Raw genomic sequence first — 21,968 nt, forward strand, 5'->3', positions numbered from 1 at the left:
AGCGCCTTTCCTCTGGTCCGGCCGGCGGGAACCCCCACCGGCCCTGCTGCCTGTACCTCTTCCCCGGATCATGCCGGACGCCCCTCGGAGCCCGGCATGATCCGAGGGCGGGAGGGGCGAACTACAGCCAGTTGCGCTGTCCGCCGACCTGGGCGAGCCACTGGTTGAGGTAAGCGGCCCAGTCGGTCTGGTGGAAGTCGTCGAAGCCGACCCGGAAGGAGCGGTACGAGTCGCTGCCCTCGCTGAACAGCCCCGGCTTCTTGTCCATCTCCAGGACGACGTCCATCTCACGGTCGTCGGCGACGAAGGAGAGCTCGACCTGGTTCAGACCGCGGTACTGCTGCGGCGGCACGAACTCGATCTCCTGGTAGAACGGCAGCCGCTGACGCGTCCCGCGGATGTGGCCCCGCTCCATGTCCGCGCTGCGGAAGCGGAAGCCGAGCTGCCCGAACGCGTCCAGGATCGCCTGCTGGGCGGGGAGTGGGTGGACGCTGATCGGGTCCAGGTCACCGGAGTCCAGCGCCCGCGCGATCTCCAGCTCGGTCGTCACCCCGATGTTCATGCCGTGCAGGTTCTGCCCCCCGAAGGTCGTGATGGGCGTCTCCCACGGGATCTCCAGCCCGAACGGCACGACATGCACGGCCCCGGCCTGCACCTCGAACGCCCCACCCAGCCGCACCTTGGTGAACTCGATGTCCTGCTTGGTCTCCTGGTCGTTGCCCTCCACCTCGACCCGCGCCTGGAGACCGACCGAGAGCCCTTCGATCTGCTGGTTGACGGACCCGCCCTGGACACGCACCTCGCCCTGGACGACGCCACCGGGGACCACATTGAGCTCGATGAGCTCGGTCTCCACCGAAGCGCCGCCGGCGCCCATGCTCGCGAGCAGCCGCTTGAAGCCCATGGTTTCTCCTTACAGGTGTCTGACCCCTACATACGCGCCCCGACGGTAGCCGGTTCCCCCCGGCGCTTCCGCCAGTACCCTCGGTCGCCATGGACGACGCCCAGGACCGTACGCCGCTGACGCGGGACTTCTTCGACCGTGACGTCCTGGACGTCGCACCCGACCTCCTCGGCCGCACCCTGGTGCGCCGCACCGACGAGGGGCCCATCGAAGTGCGCCTGACCGAGGTGGAGGCGTACGCCGGGGAGATCGACCCCGGCTCGCACGCCTTCCGCGGGCGGACGGCCCGTAACGGCGTGATGTTCGGTCCGCCGGGTCACGCGTACGTCTACTTCACGTACGGGATGTGGCACTGCCTGAACCTGGTCTGCGGTCCCGAGGGACGGGCGAGCGGAGTGCTGTTGAGGGCCGGTGAGGTACGCGTCGGTGCGGAGCTGGCCCGCCCTCATCGACTTTCGGCCCGCAACGACCGAGAACTCGCCAAGGGGCCGGCCCGGCTGGCGACCGCTCTCTCGATCGACCGGGCGCTCGACGGGAGCGATGTCGTCGCCGGCCCGCCGGAGCCGATGTCGGTGCTGTACGGCACTCCGCCCCCTCGTGACCAGGTACGGAGCGGTCCGCGCACCGGCGTGGGCGGGGACGGCGCCCACCAGCCCTGGCGTTTCTGGATCGACGGAGACGCGACGGTGAGCCCTTACCGGGCGCACGCTCCCCGGCGGCGCCGGGCTTGACGCGGCCTCGGGCAGCCCCTAATGTAGTCCGAGCCGCTTTACACGGGTGCACGTGCCGCACCGGTCCTCGGACCGCACCGGCCCGCCCCGATGCGGTCCACCACTACCTACGATCCGCCCTGACGGGCACGAATTCTGCTTGCCCGAATTCGCATCGTATTCGGCGCTCGACGCCGGATTATGAACCGTCATGGAAATCGACTACGGTAGCGGCACGCCGAAAGGAAACCGAAAGGCTTTCCCGGGGCGGAGGCCCTCCGACAGGCCGCCGGAATCAGTTCGGACCGGAAACGGAGCGGACAAGAAGTCTGGTACGGTTGGACTCGCCTGAAAGGGAAACGCGAAAGCGTAGAACTGGAAAGCGAAAATGTTCCTCCCGCTTCGACCGGGAAACAGACACGAAAGTGTCTGATAGAGTCGGAAACGCAAGAACGAAGGGAAGCGCCCGGAGGGCCCCGGTGAAACGGGACCGAAGGAAGCGTCCGTTCCTTGAGAACTCAACAGCGTGCCAAAAGTCAACGCCAGATATGTTGATACCCCGGCCTGCTTCGGCAGGTTGGTGGTTCCTTTGAAAAGTCCTGCCGGCACTTAACGGTCCGGTGGGCAACAACAGCGAGGACGCTGTGAACGACCGGTCATATTCCGACCTGGTCGTTCCGCTCTCGTGTTGTGATCCCGATTACGGGAAAACATTCACGGAGAGTTTGATCCTGGCTCAGGACGAACGCTGGCGGCGTGCTTAACACATGCAAGTCGAACGATGAAGCCTTTCGGGGTGGATTAGTGGCGAACGGGTGAGTAACACGTGGGCAATCTGCCCTTCACTCTGGGACAAGCCCTGGAAACGGGGTCTAATACCGGATAACACTCTGTCCCGCATGGGACGGGGTTAAAAGCTCCGGCGGTGAAGGATGAGCCCGCGGCCTATCAGCTTGTTGGTGGGGTAATGGCCTACCAAGGCGACGACGGGTAGCCGGCCTGAGAGGGCGACCGGCCACACTGGGACTGAGACACGGCCCAGACTCCTACGGGAGGCAGCAGTGGGGAATATTGCACAATGGGCGAAAGCCTGATGCAGCGACGCCGCGTGAGGGATGACGGCCTTCGGGTTGTAAACCTCTTTCAGCAGGGAAGAAGCGAAAGTGACGGTACCTGCAGAAGAAGCGCCGGCTAACTACGTGCCAGCAGCCGCGGTAATACGTAGGGCGCAAGCGTTGTCCGGAATTATTGGGCGTAAAGAGCTCGTAGGCGGCTTGTCACGTCGGATGTGAAAGCCCGGGGCTTAACCCCGGGTCTGCATTCGATACGGGCTAGCTAGAGTGTGGTAGGGGAGATCGGAATTCCTGGTGTAGCGGTGAAATGCGCAGATATCAGGAGGAACACCGGTGGCGAAGGCGGATCTCTGGGCCATTACTGACGCTGAGGAGCGAAAGCGTGGGGAGCGAACAGGATTAGATACCCTGGTAGTCCACGCCGTAAACGTTGGGAACTAGGTGTTGGCGACATTCCACGTCGTCGGTGCCGCAGCTAACGCATTAAGTTCCCCGCCTGGGGAGTACGGCCGCAAGGCTAAAACTCAAAGGAATTGACGGGGGCCCGCACAAGCAGCGGAGCATGTGGCTTAATTCGACGCAACGCGAAGAACCTTACCAAGGCTTGACATATACCGGAAAGCATCAGAGATGGTGCCCCCCTTGTGGTCGGTATACAGGTGGTGCATGGCTGTCGTCAGCTCGTGTCGTGAGATGTTGGGTTAAGTCCCGCAACGAGCGCAACCCTTGTTCTGTGTTGCCAGCATGCCCTTCGGGGTGATGGGGACTCACAGGAGACTGCCGGGGTCAACTCGGAGGAAGGTGGGGACGACGTCAAGTCATCATGCCCCTTATGTCTTGGGCTGCACACGTGCTACAATGGCCGGTACAATGAGCTGCGATGCCGCGAGGCGGAGCGAATCTCAAAAAGCCGGTCTCAGTTCGGATTGGGGTCTGCAACTCGACCCCATGAAGTCGGAGTTGCTAGTAATCGCAGATCAGCATTGCTGCGGTGAATACGTTCCCGGGCCTTGTACACACCGCCCGTCACGTCACGAAAGTCGGTAACACCCGAAGCCGGTGGCCCAACCCCTTGTGGGAGGGAGCTGTCGAAGGTGGGACTGGCGATTGGGACGAAGTCGTAACAAGGTAGCCGTACCGGAAGGTGCGGCTGGATCACCTCCTTTCTAAGGAGCATTTCTTACCCGGTTTCGGCTGGGTCAGAGGCCAGTACACCGGCGAATGTTCGGTGCTGGTTGCTCATGGGTGGAACGTTGACTATTCAGCACCTGGTGGTTCTGCCGGGTCGTGAGTACTGCTCTTCGGGGCGTGGAAAACGATCGGGCCGGATTCCGGGTGCTGGGCACGCTGTTGGGTGTCTGAAGGTATGGCCGTAAGGCTGCCTTCGACGCCGGCCCCAGTGCACTCGTCCGTTCCGGTCGGGGTGATGGGTGGCTGGTCGTTGCTTGAGAACTGCACAGTGGACGCGAGCATCTGTGGCCAAGTTTTTAAGGGCGCACGGTGGATGCCTTGGCACCAGGAACCGATGAAGGACGTGGGAGGCCACGATAGTCCCCGGGGAGCTGTCAACCTAGCTTTGATCCGGGGGTTTCCGAATGGGGAAACCCGGCAGTCGTCATGGGCTGTCACCCACTGCTGAACACATAGGCAGTGTGGAGGGAACGAGGGGAAGTGAAACATCTCAGTACCCTCAGGAAGAGAAAACAACCGTGATTCCGGGAGTAGTGGCGAGCGAAACTGGAACAGGCCAAACCGTATGTGTGTGATACCCGGCAGGGGTTGCGCATGCGGGGTTGTGGGATCTCTCTTTCATAGTCTGCCGACTGTGAGACGAGTCAGAAACCGTTGATGTAGGCGAAGGACATGCGAAAGGTCCGGCGTAGAGGGTAAGACCCCCGTAGCTGAAACATCAACGGCTCGTTTGAGAGACACCCAAGTAGCACGGGGCCCGAGAAATCCCGTGTGAATCTGGCGGGACCACCCGCTAAGCCTAAATATTCCCTGGTGACCGATAGCGGATAGTACCGTGAGGGAATGGTGAAAAGTACCGCGGGAGCGGAGTGAAATAGTACCTGAAACCGTGTGCCTACAAGCCGTGGGAGCGTCGCTGTATGTGCTTGCACATGCAGTCGTGACTGCGTGCCTTTTGAAGAATGAGCCTGCGAGTTAGCGGTGTGTAGCGAGGTTAACCCGTGTGGGGAAGCCGTAGCGAAAGCGAGTCCGAACAGGGCGATTGAGTTGCACGCTCTAGACCCGAAGCGGAGTGATCTAGCCATGGGCAGGTTGAAGCGGAGGTAAGACTTCGTGGAGGACCGAACCCACCAGGGTTGAAAACCTGGGGGATGACCTGTGGTTAGGGGTGAAAGGCCAATCAAACTCCGTGATAGCTGGTTCTCCCCGAAATGCATTTAGGTGCAGCGTCGTGTGTTTCTTGCCGGAGGTAGAGCACTGGATAGGCGATGGGCCCCAACGGGTTACTGACCTTAGCCAAACTCCGAATGCCGGTAAGTGAGAGCGCGGCAGTGAGACTGTGGGGGATAAGCTCCATGGTCGAGAGGGAAACAGCCCAGAGCATCGACTAAGGCCCCTAAGCGTACGCTAAGTGGGAAAGGATGTGGAGTCGCAGAGACAACCAGGAGGTTGGCTTAGAAGCAGCCACCCTTGAAAGAGTGCGTAATAGCTCACTGGTCAAGTGATTCCGCGCCGACAATGTAGCGGGGCTCAAGCGTACCGCCGAAGTCGTGTCATTCCAGCACATACCCCCAACGGGGGCTGGGATGGGTAGGGGAGCGTCGTGTGCCGGGTGAAGCAGCCGCGGAAGCGAGTTGTGGACGGTTCACGAGTGAGAATGCAGGCATGAGTAGCGATACACACGTGAGAAACGTGTGCGCCGATTGACTAAGGGTTCCTGGGTCAAGCTGATCTGCCCAGGGTAAGTCGGGACCTAAGGCGAGGCCGACAGGCGTAGTCGATGGACAACCGGTTGATATTCCGGTACCCGCTTTGAAACGCCCAGTACTGAATCAGGCGATGCTAAGTCCGTGAAGCCGGCCCGATCTCTTCGGAGTTGAGGGTAGTGGTGGAGCCGATGAACCAGACTTGTAGTAGGTAAGCGATGGGGTGACGCAGGAAGGTAGTCCAGCCCGGGCGGTGGTTGTCCCGGGGTAAGGGTGTAGGCCGTGTGGTAGGCAAATCCGTCACACATGAGGCTGAGACCTGATGCCGAGCCGATTGTGGCGAAGTGGATGATCCTATGCTGTCGAGAAAAGCCTCTAGCGAGTTTCATGGCGGCCCGTACCCTAAACCGACTCAGGTGGTCAGGTAGAGAATACCGAGGCGTTCGGGTGAACTATGGTTAAGGAACTCGGCAAAATGCCCCCGTAACTTCGGGAGAAGGGGGGCCATCACTGGTGATTGGATTTACTCCATGAGCTGGGGGTGGCCGCAGAGACCAGCGAGAAGCGACTGTTTACTAAAAACACAGGTCCGTGCGAAGCCGTAAGGCGATGTATACGGACTGACGCCTGCCCGGTGCTGGAACGTTAAGGGGACCGGTTAGCTGACTTTCGGGTCGGCGAAGCTGAGAACTTAAGCGCCAGTAAACGGCGGTGGTAACTATAACCATCCTAAGGTAGCGAAATTCCTTGTCGGGTAAGTTCCGACCTGCACGAATGGCGTAACGACTTCTCGACTGTCTCAACCATAGGCCCGGTGAAATTGCACTACGAGTAAAGATGCTCGTTTCGCGCAGCAGGACGGAAAGACCCCGGGACCTTTACTACAGTTTGATATTGGTGTTCGGTTCGGCTTGTGTAGGATAGGTGGGAGACTTTGAAGCGGCCACGCCAGTGGTTGTGGAGTCGCCGTTGAAATACCACTCTGGTCGTGCTGGATGTCTAACCTCGGTCCGTGATCCGGATCAGGGACAGTGTCTGATGGGTAGTTTAACTGGGGCGGTTGCCTCCTAAAGAGTAACGGAGGCGCCCAAAGGTTCCCTCAGCCTGGTTGGTAATCAGGTGTTGAGTGTAAGTGCACAAGGGAGCTTGACTGTGAGACCGACGGGTCGAGCAGGGACGAAAGTCGGGACTAGTGATCCGGCAGTGGCTTGTGGAAGCGCTGTCGCTCAACGGATAAAAGGTACCCCGGGGATAACAGGCTGATCTTCCCCAAGAGTCCATATCGACGGGATGGTTTGGCACCTCGATGTCGGCTCGTCGCATCCTGGGGCTGGAGTCGGTCCCAAGGGTTGGGCTGTTCGCCCATTAAAGCGGTACGCGAGCTGGGTTTAGAACGTCGTGAGACAGTTCGGTCCCTATCCGCTGTGCGCGTAGGAATATTGAGAAGGGCTGTCCCTAGTACGAGAGGACCGGGACGGACGAACCTCTGGTGTGCCAGTTGTCCTGCCAAGGGCATGGCTGGTTGGCTACGTTCGGAAAGGATAACCGCTGAAAGCATCTAAGCGGGAAGCCTGCTTCGAGATGAGTATTCCCACCCCCTTTGAGGGGTTAAGGCTCCCAGTAGACGACTGGGTTGATAGGCCAGATGTGGAAGCCCGGTAACGGGTGGAGCTGACTGGTACTAATAGGCCGAGGGCTTGTCCTCAGTTGCTCGCGTCCACTGTGTTGTTCCCGGGTTGCGAACAGTCGCTTCCGGTTGAACAGCTTCACTAACTTAATTGAAAAGTGTGCTTGTTCGCTAGAACCCGATAGGGTTTCGGTGGTCATTGCGTTAGGGAAACGCCCGGTTACATTCCGAACCCGGAAGCTAAGCCTTTCAGCGCCGATGGTACTGCAGGGGGGACCCTGTGGGAGAGTAGGACGCCGCCGAACAATCTTTCAAGGACCCTTGGTCCCAGCGTTCACGCTGGGACCAAGGGTCTTTTTGTTTTCCCGAAGCGCGTCGCCAGGTCGGCTGCGCGAGAATGTCTGCAGTACCCAAAGACAGGAGTCGTACCCATGTCCACCAACTCTCCCGACGATCGTCCGGATCGCGAGCCGCGTCGCCGGGACGGTGGCGACGGGGCCGGCTTCCGCGGTGGTCGCGACGACCGCTCCGGCGCGCCCCGCCGTGACAACGACCGTGGTGGCTCCGGTGCCGGCGGCGGTTTCCGTCGTGACGACAACCGTGGTGGCTCCGGCTCCGGTTCCGGTGGCGGTTTCCGTCGTGACGACCGTGGTGGCTCGGGTTCCGGTGGTGGCTTCCGTCGTGACGACAACCGTGGCGGCTCGGGTACGGGTGGCGGCGGTTTCCGCCGGGATGACAACCGTGGTGGCTCTGGCTCCGGTTCGAGTGGTGGTTTCCGCCGTGACGACCGTGGTCCTCGTCGTGATGACGACCGTGGTGGGCGTCCGGGTGGCTTCGAGCGTCGTGACGACCGGCCGCGCGGCCCGCGCCGCGACGACGACCGGCCCTCCGGCGGTGGTTTCCGCCGTGATGACAACCGTGGTGGCTCCGGTGCCGGTGGTGGCTTCCGTCGTGACGACCGTGGTGGCTCCGGTGCGGGCGGTGGCTTCCGCCGCGACGACAACCGTGGCGGCTCGGGTGCCGGTGGTGGTTTCCGCCGTGACGACCGTGCTCCGCGTCGTGATGACGACCGTGGGGGGCGTCCGGGTGGCTTCGAGCGTCGTGACGACCGGCCTTCCGGCGGTGGCTTCCGCCGTGATGACAACCGTGGTGGCTCCGGTGCCGGCGGCGGTTTCCGTCGTGACGACCGTGGTGGCTCCGGCTCCGGTGGTGGTTTCCGCCGCGATGACCGTGCTCCGCGTCGTGATGACGACCGTGGTGGGCGTCCGGGTGGCTTCGAGCGTCGTGACGACCGGCCCTCCGGCGGTGGCTTCCGCCGTGACGACAACCGTGGTGGCTCCGGTGCGGGCGGTGGTTTCCGTCGTGACGACCGTGGTGGCTCCGGCTCCGGTGGTGGTTTCCGCCATGACGACAACCGTGGCGGCTCCGGCTCCGGCGGTGGCTTCCGCCGTGACGACCGTGCTCCGCGTCGTGATGACGACCGTGGTGGGCGTCCGGGTGGCTTCGAGCGCCGTGACGACCGGCCCTCCGGTGGTGGCTTCCGCCGTGACGACCGTGCCCCTCGTCGGGACGACGACCGTGGTGGCTTCCGTGGCCAGCGCGACGACCGTGGTCCTCGTCGTGATGACGACCGTGGTGGGCGTCCGGGTGGCTTCGAGCGTCGTGACGACCGGCCGCGCGGCCCGCGCCGCGACGACGACCGGCCCTCCGCCGGCGGCTTCCGCCGGGATGACAACCGAGGTGGCTCCGGTACGGGTGGCGGCGGCGGCTTCCGCCGTGACGACAACCGAGGCGGCTCCGGCTCGGGTGCGGGTGGCGGTTTCCGCCGCGACGACCGAGGCGGCGCCGGCGGTGGCTTCCGCCGTGACGACAACCGTGGCGGCTCGGGTACGGGTGGCGGCGGTTTCCGTCGCGACGACCGTGGCGGCTCCGGTGCCGGCGGCGGTTTCCGGCGCGACGACCGTGGACCGCGCCGTGACGACGACCGCGGTGGCTACCGGGGTGAGCGGGACGACCGCGGTGGCTACCAGGGCCGCGACGACCGTGAGCGCGAGCCCATCAAGCGGCTGCCCATTCCCGACGACGTCACGGGCCACGAGATCGACAAGGACGTGCGGCAGGAGCTCATGAGCCTGCCGAAGACCCTCGCCGAGGACGTCGCGCGCAACCTCGTCATGGTCGCCCGGCTCATCGACGAGGACCCCGAGGAGGCGTACGGGTACTCCCGTGTCGCCCTCCGCCTGGCCTCCCGCGTCGCCGCCGTGCGCGAGGCGGCCGGCTTCGCCGCGTACGCGACGCAGAAGTACGGGGAGGCGCTCGCCGAGTTCCGTGCCGCGAAGCGGATGACCGGTTCGGTGGAGCTGTGGCCCGTCATGGCGGACTGCGAGCGCGGCCTGGGCCGCCCCGAGCGCGCGATGGCCATGGCCGGTGAGCCCGAGGTCCAGAAGCTGGACAAGGCCGGACAGGTCGAGATGCGTTTGGTCGCAGCCGGGGCCCGTCGTGACATGGGGCAGATCGACGCCGCCATCGTCACCCTGCAGAGCCCTGAGCTGGCCTCCCACGCCATTCACCCGTGGACCCCGCGCCTGCGCTACGCGTACGCGGACGCGCTGCTGGAGGCGGGCCGTGAGGACGAGGCCCGTGAGTGGTTCGGCAAGGCCCTCGAGTCCGACAAGGACGGCTCGACCGACGCCTCCGACCGGCTCGCCGAGCTGGACGGTGTCGAGTTCGTCGACGCCCTGGACGAGGACGAGGAGCGCGCGGCCGGCACCGCCGCCGCGGTGACCTCCGAAGCCCCGGCCGCCACGACGGCCGACGAGTCCGACGAGGACGTCGCCGACAACGACCTCGCGGACAACGACGTCTCCGACGACGACACCGGCGCCGACGGCGACGAGTACGACGACGAAGAGGACGATGACGACACCGACGAGCTGAACGCGTGGGCCGACCGTGCCGACGCGGCCGCCGAGAGCGTGGAGGCGGCCCCCGAGGCGGCCCCCGCGACGGAAGCGGGCACCGAGGAAAGCACCGAGAGCACCGAGAGCACCGAGGGACCCGGCACCGACGGACCGGCCAAGGCCTGATCCGTACGGCCGCGCAGGCGGCCACACACGGAGAACGGACGTAGAAGAAGGGCGGCACCCCTCCGGGGGTGCCGCCCTTCTTTCGTCGTGCGAGCGGGTACGGGCGAGTTCCGCTCAGTCGGTGCCGAGCCTCCGCAGCACCAGGCCGGTCGCCGGCTTCGGGCCGAACGAGGTGGACTTGCGGGGCATGGTGACGCCTTGCCGGGCGAGGTCCCGGACGACCGACTCGCGTACCGGGTGCATCAGCACGGCCGTTCCGCCCGACCGCTCGGCCTGGTCGACCGCCGCCACCGCGTCGTGGAGGTACGCGATCTCCTCGGCGGTGTCCGGGAGTCGCCAGACCCGGTCGAGCAACGTCGCGTGCAGCACCGTCGCGTCCAGCGTCCGCCAGGCCTCCGGCCCCGCCGGTACGGTACGGGCGAGCAGGGCCGGGTCCGCCCGGTCCACGAGGCGGTAGGCGCCGTCTCCCGCCAGCAGGAAGGCGTTGCCCTCCTCGGAGGCGGCGGCGAGTGAGCCGAGCGCCCGGTGCAGCGGGCCCGCCACCGTGCGCACCCGGAACCGGCCGTCCAGCGCGGCGACGGCGTCGGCGGGGGAGAGCCGGCGGAGCAGCCGGTGGATCGCGCGGACCTGGAGCGGGTACCGGGCGGTGTCGACGAGATAGACCAGGCCCGAGTCCCACGGGCCGGGGGAGTTCTGCTCCCGCTGGAGCCGCAGGTAGGTGGCCCACCGGTGGTGGCCGTCGGCGATGAGGGCCTGGCGGGGAGCGAGATCGGCGGCGGCCTCGGCCTGCTCGGCCGGATCCGTGACCGCCCACAGCCGGTGCCGCAGGCCGTCCTCCGTCGTGGTCGTGAGCAGTGCGGGCCGCTGGACCGCCCGCTCCACCACCGCCGCCGCCCCGGAGTCCGCCGCGTCGCCCACGTACGTGAGGAGCAGCGGTTCGAGGTGGGCGCCGGTGGCCCGCATGAGGTCCGCGCGGTCGGCGACCACGTCGTCCATCACCTCCTCGTGCGGGAGGACGACCCGGTCGGCGGCGGGGGAGAGCCTCAGGGCGCCGATCAGACCGCGCTGGAGGAGACCGTTGCCGCGCTGCTCGTAGACGTAGAGGGCCGGAACCGGGTCGGGAGCCAGTACACCTTCGGCGATCCACGTGTCGAGGGTCCGGGCCGCCTGCTGGTTGCGGGCGGCCGGAGAGCCGTCCTGCGGCAGGATCAGCCGCACGATGTTGTGCGGGTCCGCCGACTCCAGGTGGTGCAGGCCGTCCGGCCGCACCACCACGTCGTACGGCGGCGACGTCACCGCCGCGAGGCTGCCGACCCGTTCGGGGACGTAGCGCAGTCCGCGGAACGGCGACAGGCGCAGCCCTTCCCCGGCGTCCCCCGATGTGTCCATCCCAGCATCGTAGGTGGGGTTCTCCGATGCGGGATGATCGGGGGGAAGGCGTCGAACGAGGAGCGAACACAATGAGTCAGCAGGACAGGTCACGGCCGCTCGGCAGCGCTGCGGCGCTGAACGAGGCGTACGACACGGCTCTGCTCGACCTCGACGGGGTCGTGTACGCGGGCGGCCGGGCGATCGGTCACGCCGTCGAGTCGCTCGGCAGTGCCCGCGACGGCGGGATGCACCTCGCGTACGTCACCAACAACGCGCTGCGGACCCCCGCCGCGGTGGCGGCGCACCTCACCGAACTGGGCGTGCCCGCCGAACCGTCGGACGTGATCACTTCCGCGCAGGCGGTGGCCCGGCTGGTCGCGGACCAGCTCCCGGCGGGTTCCCGGGTCCTCGCCATCGGGGGCGAGGGGCTGCGGGTGGCCCTCGAGGAGCGCGGACTCGTCCCCGTCGACTCGGCGGACGACGACCCGGTGGCGGTGGCCCAGGGGTACGGCGGCCCGGACTTCCCGTGGTCGCGCTTCGCCGAGGCCTCGTACGCGATCAACAGCGGCCTGCCCTGGTTCGCGTCCAACACCGACCTGACCATTCCGAGCGCCCGGGGCATCGCCCCCGGCAACGGTGCGGCGGTCGCGGTCGTACGGATCGCGACCGGCGCCGAGCCGCAGGTCGCGGGGAAGCCGCTGCCCCCGATGCACCGGGAGACCGTGCTGCGCACCGGTGCCGAGCGCCCGCTCGTCGTCGGCGACCGGCTGGACACGGACATCGAGGGCGCGTTCAACGGCCAGGTGGACTCGCTGCTGGTGCTGACCGGCGTCACCGACGCAGCACAGCTGGTCGCGGCCGTGCCGGAGCACCGCCCGACCTACGTCGACCGGGACCTGCGCGGGCTGCTCACCGGGCAGCCCGAGGTGACCGTGGAGGACGACGGGACGGCCCGCTGCGGCGGGTGGACCGCGTCGGTGCGCGGCCAGGAGCTGGCCCTGGAGGGCGAGGGGGACGCTCTCGACGCGATCGACGGGCTGCGGGCGCTCTGCGGCGCCGCGTGGACGGACGGGGGCGCGGAGGCGTGCGCTCTCGACGCGGGGAAGGCCGTCGCCCGCCTGGGGCTCTGACGGAGCGTACTCAGGCGGAGGGGCCGGCCCCGGCGGTTGTCGGGAGCAGCGGCCCCTCCGCCCTCGGGCGGACCTCGGAGTGCCGGCCTCGGGCCCGGGCACCCCTCAGAGCAGCGTTCTCAGCTTGATCAGGTCCCGGAACCCCGCCTCCAGACGGACCCGCCCCGCCCCCCACGCCTTGGCGAAGTTCAGATCGCCCGCCACCAGCGCGACCAGGTCGTCGCCGGTCATCGCCAGTCTGATCTCGGCCTTCTCGGGGGGCGGTCCCTCGACCGTGTCGAGCACCCGGATGCGGCCGTCCGCGAGCCGGCCGGTGAACGTCACGTCGAGGTCCTTGATGTGACAGCTCAGCGAGCGGTCCAGGGAGGCGGCGCTGCGCACGTCGCCGTCCGCGCCCGCGAGATTGTCGGAAAGTCTGTCCAGTGCGCTGCGGCACTCAGCCATGGTCGCCATCGTGATCGACGGTACCGCAGCCCACCGGGGTAGCGTTCCGGCATGAGCGATTGGACGGCGGAGCCGGGCACGGCCTCCGCACAACCATCCACCGACGCGCCCCCGGCGGCGCCCGACCACCCGGCGGAGCGCCCCGGCGGGGAGACGGCCCCGGACGGCGCGGGGCCCTCCGCCGAGCCCGCCGCGCCCGCCCCGCTCGGCGTCGTCCGCACGCCCACCGGGAACGCGGAGGTGGACGCCGCGCTGGAGCGGCTGGCCGACGCCGACCACCTCGCGGCGGACGGGCACACCGCGGTGTACGAGGATGTACACCGCGGGCTGCGCTCCACGCTGACCGCGCTGGACGCCGGGCCCGCACCCGCACCCCCGTACGACAACAGGAGCTGAACGTAACCGTGGCAGGAGTGGCCCGTCGCCGCCTCGACGCAGAGCTGGTTCACCGCAAGCTCGCCCGCTCGCGCGAGCACGCGAGCCAGCTGATCGCCGCGGGACGCGTCTCCGTACGCGGCCTCGTCGCGACCAAATCCGCCACCCAGGTGGAGACCAGCGCCCCCGTCGTCGTCGCCGAGGACGAGAGCGACCCGGAGTACGTCTCGCGCGGCGGCCACAAGCTCGCCGGCGCCTTCGCCGCCTTCGTCCCGCTGGGACTGGAGGTGGCGGGCCGCCGCGCGCTGGACGCCGGGGCGTCCACCGGCGGCTTCACCGACGTGCTGCTGCGCACGGGGGCGCGGCAGGTCCTCGCCGTCGACGTCGGCTACGGACAGCTCGCCTGGTCGCTCCAGTCCGACGAGCGGGTCGTCGTCAAGGACCGCACCAACGTGCGTGAGCTGACGCTCGACCACATCGACGGGCTGCCGGTGGACCTGGTGGTGGGCGACCTCTCGTTCATCCCGCTGGGGCTCGTGCTGCCCGCGCTGGTGCGCTGCGCCGCCCCCGACGCCGACCTGGTCCTCATGGTCAAACCGCAGTTCGAGGTCGGCAAGGAACGGCTCGGCAGCGGCGGGGTGGTGCGCAGCCCCGAGCTGCGCGCCGAGGCGGTACGCGAAGTCGCCCGCCGGGCGGCGGCGCTGGGGCTCGGGGTGCGCGGGGTGACGGCCAGTCCACTGCCCGGCCCTTCGGGGAACGTCGAGTACTTTCTGTGGCTGCGGGCCGGCGCACCCGAACTGGATCCGGCAGATGTGGACCGTGCAGTGGCGGAGGGGCCGCGTTGACGACGACAAGTACGGCACGAACAGTCTTCCTTCTGGCGCACACCGGCCGTCCGGCCGCGATCCGCAGCGCGGAGCTCGTGGTGCAGGGGCTGCTCCGCAACGGCCTGGGGGTACGGGTCCTGGAGGCGGAGGCCGCCGACCTTCCGCTGCCGCCGTCCGTGGAGACGGTCTGCGACGCCACCCCCGCCGCGGTGGACGGGTGCGAGCTGCTGATCGTGCTCGGCGGTGACGGCACCCTGCTGCGCGGCGCGGAGATCTCGCGCGCCTCGGGCGTCCCCATGCTCGGGGTGAACCTCGGCCGGGTCGGCTTCCTCGCCGAGGCCGAGCGCGACGACCTGGACCGGGTCGTCGCCCGCGTGGTGACCCGGGCGTACGAGGTCGAGGAGCGGATGACCCTCGACGTGGTGGTGCACAGCAACGGCGCCGTCGTGCACACCGACTGGGCGCTCAACGAGGCGGCCGTCCAGAAGGTCTCGCCCGAGAGGATGCTGGAGGTCGTCCTGGAGATCGACGGCCGGCCGGTCACCGGGTTCGGCTGCGACGGCATCGTCTGCGCGACCCCCACCGGTTCGACCGCCTACGCGTTCTCCGCCGGCGGCCCCGTCGTCTGGCCCGAGGTCGAGGCCCTGCTGATGGTGCCGATCAGCGCGCACGCCCTGTTCGCCAAACCGCTGGTCACCTCGCCGACGTCGGTGCTCGCGGTGGAGGTCCAGCCGCACACCCCGCACGGTGTCCTGTGGTGCGACGGCCGCCGGAACGTCGAGCTGCCCGCCGGCGCCCGCGTCGAGGTCCGGCGTGGCGCCGTGCCCGTACGGCTGGCACGGCTGCACCACGCGTCGTTCACCGACCGGCTGGTCGCGAAGTTCGCGCTGCCGGTCTCCGGGTGGCGGGGCCTGCCCCAGTGAGACACGGGTTCCCGGGCCCCGCGAAGGCTCCGGAACCCGCCCCGTCCGGTGGTCGTGGGACGCCCGCGCGAAGGCGTGGGGGTGAGTCGCGGCCGGGGGCCGTCGCACGGGGGCGGTGAAACCTCGTATGGTCGTGTCCGTGTTGGAGGAGATGCGGATACGGTCGCTCGGAGTCATCGACGATGCCGTGGTCGAGCTGTCGCCCGGATTCACCGCGGTCACGGGTGAGACCGGTGCGGGCAAGACCATGGTCGTCACGAGCCTCGGGCTGCTGCTCGGCGGACGCGCCGATCCCGCCCTGGTGCGGATCGGCGCCAAGGCAGCGGTGGTCGAAGGACGGATCACGGTCGCGGACGGTGACGCGGTCGCCCTGCGGGCCGAGGAGGCCGGTGCGGAGATCGAGGACGGCGCGCTGCTCATCAGCCGTACCGTCTCGGCGGAGGGGCGCTCACGGGCCCACCTCGGGGGCAGATCCGTGCCCGTCGGGGTCCTCGCCGAACTCGCCGACGAACTCGTCGCAGTGCACGGCCAGACCGACCAGCAGGGCCTGCTCAAGCCCGCGCGGCAGCGGCAGGCGCTGGACCGGTACGCCGGCGACGGCGTCGCCGGGCCGCACACCAAGTACGCGGCGGCCTACCGGCGGCTGCGCGCCGTCGTCGTGGAGCTCGACGAGATCACCACCCGGGCCCGGGAGCGGGCCCAGGAGGCGGACCTGCTGCGCTTCGGCCTCGACGAGATCGCGGCCGTCGAACCGCTCCCCGGCGAGGACACCGAACTCGCCGCCGAGGCCGAGCGCCTCGGACACGCCGAGGCCCTCGTCTCCGCCGCCGCCCTCGCGCACACCGCGCTGGCCGGGAACCCGGAGGACCAGGAGGTCGTGGACGCGACGACCGTCGTCGCGGCGGCCGGCCGTTCGCTGGACGCCGTGCGCGCCCACGACCCCGCCCTCGCCGCCCTCGCGGACCGCATCGGAGAGATCTCCATCCTGCTCGCCGACGTCTCCGGTGACCTCGCCGGGTACGCCGACCAGCTCGACGCCGATCCGCTGCGGCTGGCCGCGGTCGAGGAACGGCGGGCCGCGCTCACCGCCCTCACCCGCAAGTACGGCGCGGACATCGCCGCCGTGCTCCGCTGGGCCGAGGAGGGCGCCGCACGCGTCACCGAGCTGGACGGCGACGACGACCGGATCGGTGAACTCACCGACGAGCGGGACGCCCTGCGCCGGGAACTCTCCGAGCTGGCCCAGGCCCTGACCGACGCCCGCACGGAAGCGGCGGCCCGCTTCGCCGCGGCGGTCACCGAGGAGCTGGCCTCCCTCGCGATGCCGCACGCCCGGGTCTCCTTCGCCGTCCGGCAGACCGAGGCGCCCGACGAGGCGTCCGGCATCGACGTGGGCGGCCGCAGCGTCGTCTACGGTCCCCACGGAGCCGACGAGGTCGAGCTGCTGCTCGCCCCGCACCCCGGAGCCCCGCCCCGGCCGATCGCCCGGGGAGCCTCCGGCGGTGAGCTCTCCCGGGTGATGCTCGCCGTCGAGGTGGTCTTCGCGGGCTCCGCCCCCGTGCCCACGTACCTCTTCGACGAGGTCGACGCGGGAGTCGGTGGCAAGGCGGCCGTGGAGGTCGGCCGCCGCCTGGCCAAGCTCGCCCGCACCGCCCAGGTCGTCGTCGTGACCCACCTCCCGCAGGTGGCCGCCTTCGCCGACCGCCAGCTGCTCGTCGAGAAGACCGTGGACGGCTCGGTGACCAGCAGCGGGGTCACCGTCCTGGAGGGCGAGGACCGGGTACGCGAGCTCTCCCGGATGCTGGCGGGCCAGGAGGACTCGGAGACCGCCCGCGCCCACGCCGAGGAGCTGCTGGCCACCGCGCGGGCAGACATTCGCTGAGGGGCCTTCGAAGGCCCCCGCCGAGGCTGCCCCCGGGCCGGGGGAGACCCGGCGGAGGGCGGCAACGGCGAAGGACGCTCAGGGAGCACGGGGGCGTCTCGTCACGGGGCGCCCCGGCCGGTGCCGAGCAGGGCGACGGACGCCCTCGGGGATCCCTGAGCGCTCCTCCGTCCGGAGCTCCGCCACGAAGACCGCGTGCGCACTGCGCGCCGCCGACGAGCGACGTCGCCCCAGGAGCATCACTCGTGCGAGTGATGTGAGGCGGCCGGTTGTCTCCGGAGTGAGTGCAGCAACGTTCCGGCGGTCGGCAACGCCCGTACCGACTGGCATCCTTGGGGCTGTGCCCGTCATGGCGCGCATCCCCTCACCGACCGCGGGAAGTCCGGGAGCCAATCAACGTGTCACAGCTGCGAACGGTGCAGGTCCTGGGCAGCGGCGGAGCGGGCAGCGGTGCCCACGTCGGATCGCTCGCCGCCGGGCTGATCGCGCGGGGCGTGCAGGTCACCGTCTGCGCCCCGGCCGCCGTGGACCGGGTCCACGACTTCTCCGCGACGGGAGCCCGCTTCGCGGCGGTGCCCCGGCGCGGCGACCCCGCCGCCATGGCGGCCCTGCGCTCCGCCTGCCTGGGCGCGGACGTGGTGCACGCGCACGGGCCGCACGCCGCCGTCCGTGCCTCCGCCGCACTCGGCGGTCTGCGGGTCCCGCTGGTCGTCACCTGGCACGGCCGGGGCCACGCCGAGGGCGCCCGCAGGCGTCTGCGGCACCTGCTGGAGGTGCGCGCGGCACGCGCGGCCGCCGTCGTGCTGGGCACCTCGTCGGACCTCGTGGACCGGGCCCGCCGCAGAGGTGCCCGGGACGCCCGGCTGGCGCCGGTCGCCGCACCCGTCTCCCGTACGCTCGCCGACACCGCGCACCTCGGCAAGGTACGAGCCGAACTCGGCTCGCTCGCGGGACCCTTGATCTTCTCGGCGGGCACCCTGATGCCGCGTCAGGGGTACGGCACCCTGCTGGACGCGGCCCGGCTGCTGGGCACCCTCGATCCGGTGCCCCAGTTCGTCGTCGCCGGGGAGGGGCGCGAGCGGTCCGCCCTGCAACGCCGCATCAAGGGCGAGCGGTTGCCGGTCCGGCTGATCGGCGCCCGGGACGACGTCCCCGAACTCGTCGCGGCGGCCGACCTCGTGGTGATCCCGAGCCGCTGGGAGGCACGCTCCCCCCTCGCGCAGGACGCCCTGCGGGCCGGTACACCGCTGGTGGCCACCGCGGTCGGCGGTATCCCCGAACTCGTGGGCAGCGCCGCCGAACTGGTTCCGTACGGTGACGCCGAAGCGCTCGCCCGCGCCGTCGCGGGACTCCTCGCCGACCCGGAACGGCGCTCACGGCTGGTGGCCGAGGGCCGGGAGCAGGCGTCCGGCTGGCCCACCGAGGACGACACGATCACCCATGTGCTCAGCGTCTACGACGAGTTGGCGCAGCCACTCACCCGGACGCGGTGACGCCCGGCCCAGCGGTGAGGTCGGCCGCCGGCCGGATGTTGTGGTGGAAGCGGCACATGCCCTCGGGGTCGCAGCGGCGCTTCACGTCGGCGAGCCGCGCGCAGGTGTCCGGGCCGAACGCTGCGCCGACCCGCTCGTGGCCCTCGTGGCCGATGAAATCGAGGTACACCGCGTCGTCCGCCCACGGCCGGACCCCGGCACGCACCTCGTGGACCGGCTCCGGGCCCGGCCGTCGTCGGCCGGGCCCGCCTCGTGCGAGAGCCGGCGACGGCGCGGCGACCTCCCGGAGCCCGGCCTCCCGGTCCGCCGTCACCCCGGGGCCGCCGGGGCGGGGCGGGGCGGGCGGACCGGAGCCGTACACGGTCCGCCCGGCTCACCGGAGGCCGTCACCACCGCCGGCGCACGGTCGCCTTGTCGCCGGTCACCAGGCTGGCCGCCGGAACGTCCTCGGCCACCACCGCGCCTGCGGCGATCACCGCGTCCCGGCCGATGCTCACGCCGGGAAGGATCGTGGCCCCGGCTCCGATCCACACGTTCTCCGCCACGTCGATGGGGCCGCCGCTGATCCATCCGCGCCGTTCCTCGGGATCGACCGGATGACCGACGGTGATGAACGTGGCCTTCGGGCCGACCATCACGCGCTCGCCGAGCCGGATGCCCGCGAAATCCAGGAACGTGCAGTTCTGGTTGATGAACACGCGCTCACCGAGTTCGAGGTGGAGACCGTGGTCCGTGTAGAAGGGCGGGTAGATCGTCACGCGCGGCGGGAGCGGCCTGCCGAGGATCTGCTCGAACAGTTCCGCCTTCCCCGCCTCGTCGTCGAAGGGCAGCACGTTGAGCCGGGAGGTGAGTGCGGTGACCCGCAGCACCCTCTCGGACATGGCCCGGAAGCCGTCGCCGCGGATGGGCAGGAAACGGTCGTCGGACATATCAGAGCCCTTTCTCGTGCACGTCGGGGAGGGCCGGCCGTCCGGCCCGGGCGCGGGGACGACCCCAGACCCTGCGCGAGCGCCGGATCCCGGGAGAGCCGTCCCCCGGTGCGCGGCCCGGCTCGCGCCCGGAGCGGCGGACCCGAGGCACCGGACCGGTCCGGTGCGCGGAAACGGATCCGGTCCGCCCCCGGGACGTACCCGGGAGGCGGACCGGACGGACGTGACGACGGTGACGGACGTCGCCCTCGGATCAGCCCGCGTAGGCGCCGCTGGCGGTCAGCCGCAGCGCGGTGTCGATGAGCGGGACGTGGCTGAACGCCTGCGGGAAGTTGCCCACCTGGCGCTGGAGCCGGGAGTCCCACTCCTCGGCGAGGAGCCCGAGGTCGTTGCGGAGCGAGAGCAGCTTCTCGAAGAGCTGGCGGGCCTCGTCGACCCGGCCGATCATCGCGAGGTCGTCCGCCAGCCAGAACGAGCAGGCGAGGAACGCGCCCTCGTCGCCCTCCAGGCCGTCCACACCCGCGTCGTCGCCGGAGGTCGGGTAACGCAGCACGAACCCGTCCTCGGTCGACAGCTCGCGCTGGATCGCCTCGATCGTGCCGATGACCCGCTTGTCGTCCGGCGGGAGGAAGCCCATCTGCGGGATGAGCAGCAGGGAGGCGTCCAGCTCCTTCGAACCGTAGGACTGGGTGAAGGTGTTGCGCTCGCGGTCGTAGCCCCGGTCGCAGACGTCGCGGTGGATGTCGTCGCGCAGTTCGCGCCACCGCTCCAGCGGCCCGTCCACGTCGCCCGACTCGATCAGCTTGATCGTCCGGTCGACCGCGACCCAGGCCATCACCTTGGAGTGCACGAAGTGCCGGCGCGGGCCGCGCACCTCCCAGATGCCCTCGTCCGGCTCGTACCAGTGGTTCTCCAGGTAGCTGATCAGCTTGAGCTGGAGCCCCATGGCGTAGTCGTTGCGGGCCAGGCCCGTCATGTGCGCCAGGTGGAGCGCCTCGGTGACCTCGCCGTACACGTCGAGCTGGAGCTGGTCGGCGGCGCCGTTGCCGACGCGGACCGGGCCGGAGTTCTCGTATCCGGGCAGCCAGTCCAGCTCCGCCTCACCGAGCTCCCGCTCGCCGGCGATGCCGTACATGATCTGCAGGTTCTCCGGGTCGCCCGCGACGGCCCGCAGCAGCCACTCGCGCCAGGCGCGGGCCTCCTCGCGGTAGCCGGTGCGCAGCAGCGAGGAGAGGGTGATCGCGGCGTCGCGGAGCCAGGTGTAGCGGTAGTCCCAGTTCCGTACGCCCCCGATCTCCTCGGGCAGCGAGGTGGTGGGCGCGGCGACGATGCCGCCGGTCGGCGCGTAGGTGAGCGCCTTCAAGGTGATGAGCGAACGGATCACGGCTTCCCGGTAGGGGCCGTGGTACGTGCACTGCGCGACCCACTCCTCCCAGAACCGCGCGGTCGCCTCCAGGGAGACCTCCGGTTCGGGCAGCGCGGGCGGCTCGTGGTGCGAGGGCTGCCAGCTGATCGTGAAGGCGATGCGGTCGCCGGGGGAGACGGTGAAGTCGGAGTAGGTGGTCAGGTCCTTGCCGTACGTATCCGCCGGCGTGTCCAGCCAGACCGAGTCCGGTCCCGCGACGGCGACGGTGCGGCTGTCCACCTTGTGCACCCAGGGGGTGATCCGGCCGTAGCTGAAACGCATCCGCAGGGAGGAGCGCATCGGCACCCGGCCGCTGACGCCCTCGACGATCCGGATGAGCTGGGGAGCGCCGTCGCGCGGCGGCATGAAGTCGATCACGCGTACGGTGCCGCGCGGCGTGTCCCACTCCGATTCCAGGATGAGGGAGTCGCCGCGGTAGCGCCGCCGGTCGGCGGCGGGCGGCTCACCGCCCCCGGTGCCCGCGTCCCCCTCGGGCCCCTCCGGCTCCAGCGGACCCAGGCGCCAGAAGCCGTGCTCCTCGGTACCCAGAAGTCCCGCGAAGATGGCGTGCGAATCGAAGCGTGGGAGGCAGAGCCAGTCGACCGTGCCGTCCCGGCAGACCAGCGCCGCTGTCTGCATGTCTCCGATGAGTGCGTAATCCTCGATGCGCCCGGCCACGTGCGTCTCCAGTCGAACGGCCATGTCGCCCCGCTCGGGGGCGCTTGCTACATGAAAAGGGAAGTGTTCCAGAAGGGGGCCGATGAGCCCTCGGGGCGGGGGGAGCGGGCGGGGATGACGCCGTCGCCGGCCGACCCGCTCGTCGGCGAGTGTCCGAGCAGGATACGACGCACCGATGTCATCCGCGCGACGGTCTCTGGATCATGTCGGCACC

14 protein-coding genes, 3 rRNA genes and 1 pseudogene are annotated in these 21,968 nt (G+C 69.1%); 12 read left to right on the plus strand and 6 right to left on the minus strand.

Features of this window, described 5'->3' with window-relative positions; genetic code table 11:
• Positions 1-121 precede the first annotated feature (121 nt).
• Entirely contained in the window at positions 122-904 is a 783-nt protein-coding gene (locus PZB77_RS25285) for a sporulation protein (protein ID WP_275494922.1), read from the minus strand.
• An 89-nt stretch (positions 905-993) separates the two neighbouring features.
• Between PZB77_RS25285 and PZB77_RS25290 the strand changes: the two genes are divergently transcribed.
• From PZB77_RS25290 to PZB77_RS25315, 6 genes and pseudogenes are all read left to right on the plus strand, one after another.
• Positions 994-1,635 carry a DNA-3-methyladenine glycosylase gene (locus PZB77_RS25290; protein ID WP_275494923.1) on the plus strand — a complete coding sequence of 214 codons (642 nt, stop codon included), beginning with the start codon at positions 994-996 and terminating at the stop codon, positions 1,633-1,635.
• Between the two features lie 692 nt (positions 1,636-2,327).
• A 16S ribosomal RNA gene (locus PZB77_RS25295) occupies positions 2,328-3,853 on the plus strand.
• Between the two features lie 311 nt (positions 3,854-4,164).
• Positions 4,165-7,289 (plus strand): 23S ribosomal RNA (locus PZB77_RS25300).
• Between the two features lie 110 nt (positions 7,290-7,399).
• Positions 7,400-7,516, plus strand: a 5S ribosomal RNA gene (rrf, locus tag PZB77_RS25305).
• Together the 16S, 23S and 5S rRNA genes form the textbook arrangement of a ribosomal RNA operon.
• A gap of 945 nt (positions 7,517-8,461) precedes the next feature.
• Positions 8,462-9,046: pseudogene (locus PZB77_RS25310) on the plus strand (RNA helicase); the annotation flags it as partial.
• Positions 9,047-9,322: 276 nt separating this feature from the next.
• A complete protein-coding gene (locus PZB77_RS25315) occupies positions 9,323-10,297 on the plus strand; it encodes a tetratricopeptide repeat protein (protein WP_275496212.1) in 975 nt (324 codons plus the stop codon).
• 114 nt (positions 10,298-10,411) lie between these two features.
• Here PZB77_RS25315 and PZB77_RS25320 read toward each other — a convergent pair whose 3' ends face one another.
• Positions 10,412-11,686: a DUF1015 domain-containing protein gene (locus PZB77_RS25320; RefSeq protein WP_275494924.1), complete on the minus strand. Its 1,275-nt coding sequence runs from the start codon at positions 11,684-11,686 to the stop codon at positions 10,412-10,414.
• 71 nt (positions 11,687-11,757) lie between these two features.
• Between PZB77_RS25320 and PZB77_RS25325 the strand changes: the two genes are divergently transcribed.
• Positions 11,758-12,798, plus strand: a complete 1,041-nt coding sequence (locus tag PZB77_RS25325; protein ID WP_275494925.1) for an HAD hydrolase-like protein — start codon at positions 11,758-11,760, stop codon at positions 12,796-12,798.
• Positions 12,799-12,903: 105 nt separating this feature from the next.
• Here PZB77_RS25325 and PZB77_RS25330 read toward each other — a convergent pair whose 3' ends face one another.
• Entirely contained in the window at positions 12,904-13,251 is a 348-nt protein-coding gene (locus tag PZB77_RS25330; protein WP_275494926.1) for an SCP2 sterol-binding domain-containing protein, read from the minus strand.
• A 42-nt stretch (positions 13,252-13,293) separates the two neighbouring features.
• Between PZB77_RS25330 and PZB77_RS25335 the strand changes: the two genes are divergently transcribed.
• From PZB77_RS25335 to PZB77_RS25355, 5 genes are all read left to right on the plus strand, one after another.
• Positions 13,294-13,638 carry a hypothetical protein gene (locus PZB77_RS25335; RefSeq protein ID WP_275494927.1) on the plus strand — a complete coding sequence of 115 codons (345 nt, stop codon included), beginning with the start codon at positions 13,294-13,296 and terminating at the stop codon, positions 13,636-13,638.
• 8 nt (positions 13,639-13,646) lie between these two features.
• Positions 13,647-14,462, plus strand: coding sequence for a TlyA family RNA methyltransferase (locus tag PZB77_RS25340; RefSeq protein ID WP_275494928.1), 816 nt, complete (start codon positions 13,647-13,649; stop codon positions 14,460-14,462).
• Positions 14,459-15,367: an NAD kinase gene (locus tag PZB77_RS25345; protein WP_275494929.1), complete on the plus strand. Its 909-nt coding sequence runs from the start codon at positions 14,459-14,461 to the stop codon at positions 15,365-15,367. The genes PZB77_RS25340 and PZB77_RS25345 overlap by 4 nt, the downstream gene beginning before the upstream one ends.
• 127 nt (positions 15,368-15,494) lie before the next feature.
• The gene (recN, locus tag PZB77_RS25350) at positions 15,495-17,249 is read left to right on the plus strand and encodes a DNA repair protein RecN (RefSeq protein ID WP_275494930.1); all 1,755 of its coding nucleotides are present in this window, start codon (positions 15,495-15,497) and stop codon (positions 17,247-17,249) included.
• Between the two features lie 398 nt (positions 17,250-17,647).
• Positions 17,648-18,742 carry a glycosyltransferase family 4 protein gene (locus PZB77_RS25355; protein WP_275494931.1) on the plus strand — a complete coding sequence of 365 codons (1,095 nt, stop codon included), beginning with the start codon at positions 17,648-17,650 and terminating at the stop codon, positions 18,740-18,742.
• On the opposite strand, the gene PZB77_RS25360 is transcribed toward PZB77_RS25355, so the two are convergent.
• From PZB77_RS25360 to PZB77_RS25370, 3 genes are all read right to left on the minus strand, one after another.
• Positions 18,726-18,911: a BBE domain-containing protein gene (locus tag PZB77_RS25360; RefSeq protein ID WP_275494932.1), complete on the minus strand. Its 186-nt coding sequence runs from the start codon at positions 18,909-18,911 to the stop codon at positions 18,726-18,728. The genes PZB77_RS25355 and PZB77_RS25360 overlap by 17 nt on opposite strands.
• A 217-nt stretch (positions 18,912-19,128) precedes the next feature.
• Positions 19,129-19,671 (minus strand): DapH/DapD/GlmU-related protein, encoded by a 543-nt coding sequence (locus PZB77_RS25365; protein WP_275494933.1) that lies wholly within the window; start codon positions 19,669-19,671, stop codon positions 19,129-19,131.
• A gap of 253 nt (positions 19,672-19,924) precedes the next feature.
• On the minus strand, positions 19,925-21,778 hold the full coding sequence (locus PZB77_RS25370; protein WP_275494934.1) for a glycoside hydrolase family 15 protein: 1,854 nt from the start codon (positions 21,776-21,778) through the stop codon (positions 19,925-19,927).
• Positions 21,779-21,968: the final 190 nt, after the last annotated feature.

Source organism: Streptomyces sp. AM 2-1-1, assembly GCF_029167645.1.
Lineage (GTDB): Bacteria > Actinomycetota > Actinomycetes > Streptomycetales > Streptomycetaceae > Streptomyces.